Source organism: Acidimicrobiales bacterium (genome assembly GCA_030747595.1).
Classification (GTDB): domain Bacteria; phylum Actinomycetota; class Acidimicrobiia; order Acidimicrobiales; family MedAcidi-G1; genus UBA9410.
In genome coordinates this window covers 1-3310 of sequence record JASLKK010000026.1, presented here as the reverse complement: position 1 = coordinate 3310, position 3310 = coordinate 1, and the positions used below count along the sequence as shown (strand labels likewise).

The window sequence follows — 3310 nt, the reverse complement described above, 5'->3', positions numbered from 1 at the left end:
GGCCGGATGATGGTCCACGAAGAGAACTTCGTCTTGCGAGCCGACGGACCCGAGATGCTGTCTCGCCGGGCACCAGCCGAGTTGCCGATTATCTAATGAAGGGAGCTTCGGCCCCTGATGTTCCGGTAGTCGACCTCGTCGACGGATCCGGCGTAGTCGCCTCACTGTCGACCGTCGGATTTGTGGCACTGCGTGAGCACGGAGTGCCAGAAGCCGACCTGTCAGCAATGCGTGAACTGTTGGTCGACCTGTTCGCAGTGGACGAGGCCTCTAAGGCTCGACAGGCCATCACCCGCGAGAATTACCGGGGCTTCATCCCACAACGCTTCTTCACTCCGAACCGCGACTCAAAGGCAGGGAATGGCACTGCTACAGCCGACGGTTTCGAGGGCTACAAGCTTCACTGGGAGTGCCCGCCGGGACATCCGGTCAGCAACGAGTGCAGTCTGTACGGACCGAACCGATGGCCTGCGCATCCGGCGCGAATGCAGCAGGTCGTGGCGTCCTGGTGGGTGGCCATGGAAGGCCTTGTTGACCGACTGCTGGACGTGCTGGCCGACGAGATGGGGCTGGATCGATCCGCCCTGGCCGGGGCCATGGAGGCCCCACTGACCAACACGACCCTGCTCCACTACCCGGCCCGGAGCCCCGACGACCTCGCGCCGGCGTTCCACGCTCACAAGGACATCACGGTGGTCACCGTGCTTGACCCCGATCCGGTGGGTGGCCTCGAGGTGAGGACTCGTGACGGTCGATGGGTTGAAGCCGCCTGTCCCGGGGGGGCACTACTGGTCAACGTGGGCGACGTCTTGGAGGTTTGGTCGGGGGGTCGACTGGTCTCTACGCCCCACCGGGTGGTCACCTCCGCCGGGGTCGAGCGGTACAGCGCCCCATTCTTCGCAGTTCCCAACCACCTGGTGGTGGCCGAACCGATGATCGAGCCAGTAGATGGCTTCGAGGCCCGGTCGATTCCTATGGGCTATGTGCAGGCAGAGGTGTGGCGCACCAACTGGCCCGGCGAGGAGCCAGCTGACACCCACAGCCACCTGGGTGGCGTCGACTGACCGGATCGTTCCCTAGGGGTTGGCCTGGAGGAAGTCCTTGACATGGGCCACCAGGGCGTCGGGGGCGTCCTCCTGGCAGTAGTGGCCTACGCCGGGTAGTTCAACCACTGGAGCATCGGGCCATAGCGCCTGAAAGTCGGCGATGGCCCGGTCGGGTGGGATTGCCCCATCCTCCATGCCTTCCAGCAGGATCGCCGGCTTGGACATCAGGTCGGGCACCCCTTCGGCACCGGCGAGGACGTATTCGCCGATCCGGCCCAGATAGGCGTCGAGAGGGAACTCAAGCCCACCGATGGCAGACGCCCGGTCCGGGAAGGGCTCGGAGTAGGCCCGAATCCACGTGTCGTCCACCACTGCCGAATTGGTGAAACCAGTGATTTTCATGACCGATAGCACGGTCGACCCTAGGTTCAACAGGACGTCGGCGGTGCGGCCCGATTCCAGGCCCCCACCGATCCAAGTGAACCAACGAGATTGGGCTATCGGTGTTGCGTATTCATCGGCGATTCGGCCGTATCCGGCCAGCGAGTTTGCATACACCAGTCGCTTGACCCGCTCGGGGTGGCGCACCGTGAATGCCGTGGCGATTGGACCGCCCCAGTCTTGACCGAAGAACGTGATGTCTGTCAGGTCGAGGTGCTCTGCCAGTGCGACCAGGTTCTCGGTGTGGGTCTGGAGCGTGTACTCACGGTCCTGTGGAGTCTCGGATTTGCCGAATCCCATGTGGTCGGGGACGACCACCCGATGGTTTTCCGAAAGTGGACCGATCATGTGCCGGTACAGGTAGCCCCAAGTGGGCTCGCCGTGAAGCAGTAGGAGCGGCTCGGCGTCACGGGGCCCTTCGTCCACATAGTGCTGGACGAAGCCGCAGCCATCGAAAGTATGTGGTGCGAACGGAAACGTTCCTTCGTAGGTCTCGTCTAGGGGAATCACGGCAACCTCCTGGCCGACGTCGACAGCCCGTCCATGTTGGCAGCGCAGCGGGGTGGGGAGAACACTCGGGGTGGGCCAGTCAAGCAGACCTCCGGGAGAGTCGTGGATCGAAGCGAGCAGGTTTCCCAGATCAGGTTGTTGATGGAGCGTCTCGACGATGGGCTGAACGTCGATGCCGGCGGTTTCTTCCACAATCCGACCAGTGTCTACGCAGATCCTGACCTGGCCGAGCGTGAGCGCCGAGCCTTCTTCGCTGGCCATCCCCACCTCGTCGGTCTAACAGGTGACCTGCCCGAGCCCGGTGCCTTCCTGACGTGTGACGACCTGCCCACACCGCTCCTAGGCACCCGCGACGAAGAGGGTCGCTTCCGGGCCTTCGTCAATTCCTGTCGACACCGCGGTGTGGTCCTCGAGGAGCGTGACCGTGGTGAGGCCAGGCGGTTCACCTGTCCGTTCCACCGGTGGTCGTACGACACCGGAGGTGCTCTCGTCGGTCTACCCAATGCGGACCACTTCGGTGATCCCGACAAGGCCTGCCTCGGTCTGGTTGAACTACCCGCCGTGGAGGAGGCCGGCTTGTTGTGGGTCCATCCCGACCCGGAAGGCACAATTGATCTCGACGAGCAACTGGGACCTGCGCTCCGGGCCGAGTTGGGTTCGTGGAACCTAGGCGAGTTGTCGTACCTCGGAAGAGACGACTACGACGTGGCTTGCAACTGGAAGTTGGCCATGGACACCTTCGGGGAGACCTACCACTTCCCTGCACTCCATTCGGAAACCATCCACCTGAACTTCCACGGGAACGTCCAGTGCTATGACACCTACGGACGAAACCACAGGATGCTGCTGTGCAAACGCGAGATCGACGGACTCCGGGACCTACCGGAAGATGAATGGGAGATCACCACCGCAGCCCTGCCCGTCTACTGGCTGTTCCCCAACGTCCAACTGATGCCGTTCGCCGAGGGCATTCACCTTGTACGGGCCTATCCGAGCTCCACTGATCCTGGCCGTCACGTGAGTCGGATCACCTGGTACCTCCGGCCCGGCCCAGCAGCGGACCCCCAGTCCCGCGAGATGTTGACGATGATCTCGAGGGGTTTCGGGTCGATCATCCGCGATGAGGACTACGTGGTAAGTGCCAGCCAGCAGCGCACCGCCTCGTCAGGGGCCCTCGACCAGGTGGTGTTCGGCCGCAACGAACCCGCCCTGCACCACTACCACGGGACCTACCGACGGATGCTGGACATGGAGCCCCTACCCCTTCTCGAACACCCCTAAGGAGAGCCAATGAGAGCACTTCGTACCCCCGA

General features: G+C 63.2%; 3 protein-coding genes. 2 read left to right on the top strand and 1 reads right to left on the bottom strand.

The features are described from left to right. Nucleotides 1-95 precede the first annotated feature (95 nt). Nucleotides 96-1064, top strand: coding sequence for a 2OG-Fe(II) oxygenase family protein (locus tag QF777_11770; protein MDP6912220.1), 969 nt, complete (start codon nt 96-98; stop codon nt 1062-1064). Between the two features lie 12 nt (nt 1065-1076). Here QF777_11770 and QF777_11765 read toward each other — a convergent pair whose 3' ends face one another. After that, the gene (locus tag QF777_11765) at nt 1077-1997 is read right to left on the bottom strand and encodes an alpha/beta fold hydrolase (GenBank protein ID MDP6912219.1); all 921 of its coding nucleotides are present in this window, start codon (nt 1995-1997) and stop codon (nt 1077-1079) included. A 141-nt stretch (nt 1998-2138) separates the two neighbouring features. Here QF777_11765 and QF777_11760 point away from each other — a divergent pair, with 141 nt between their 5' ends. Next, nucleotides 2139-3278: an aromatic ring-hydroxylating dioxygenase subunit alpha gene (locus QF777_11760; GenBank protein ID MDP6912218.1), complete on the top strand. Its 1140-nt coding sequence runs from the start codon at nt 2139-2141 to the stop codon at nt 3276-3278. Nucleotides 3279-3310 lie beyond the last annotated feature (32 nt).

What these genes read in the sequence shown, in the direction of transcription:
- QF777_11770 (MDP6912220.1), top strand. Translation starts at nt 96, where the DNA reads ATGAAGGGAGCTTCGGCCCCTGATGTTCCGGTAGTCGACCTCGTCGAC.
- QF777_11760 (MDP6912218.1), top strand. Translation starts at nt 2,139, where the DNA reads ATGGAGCGTCTCGACGATGGGCTGAACGTCGATGCCGGCGGTTTCTTC.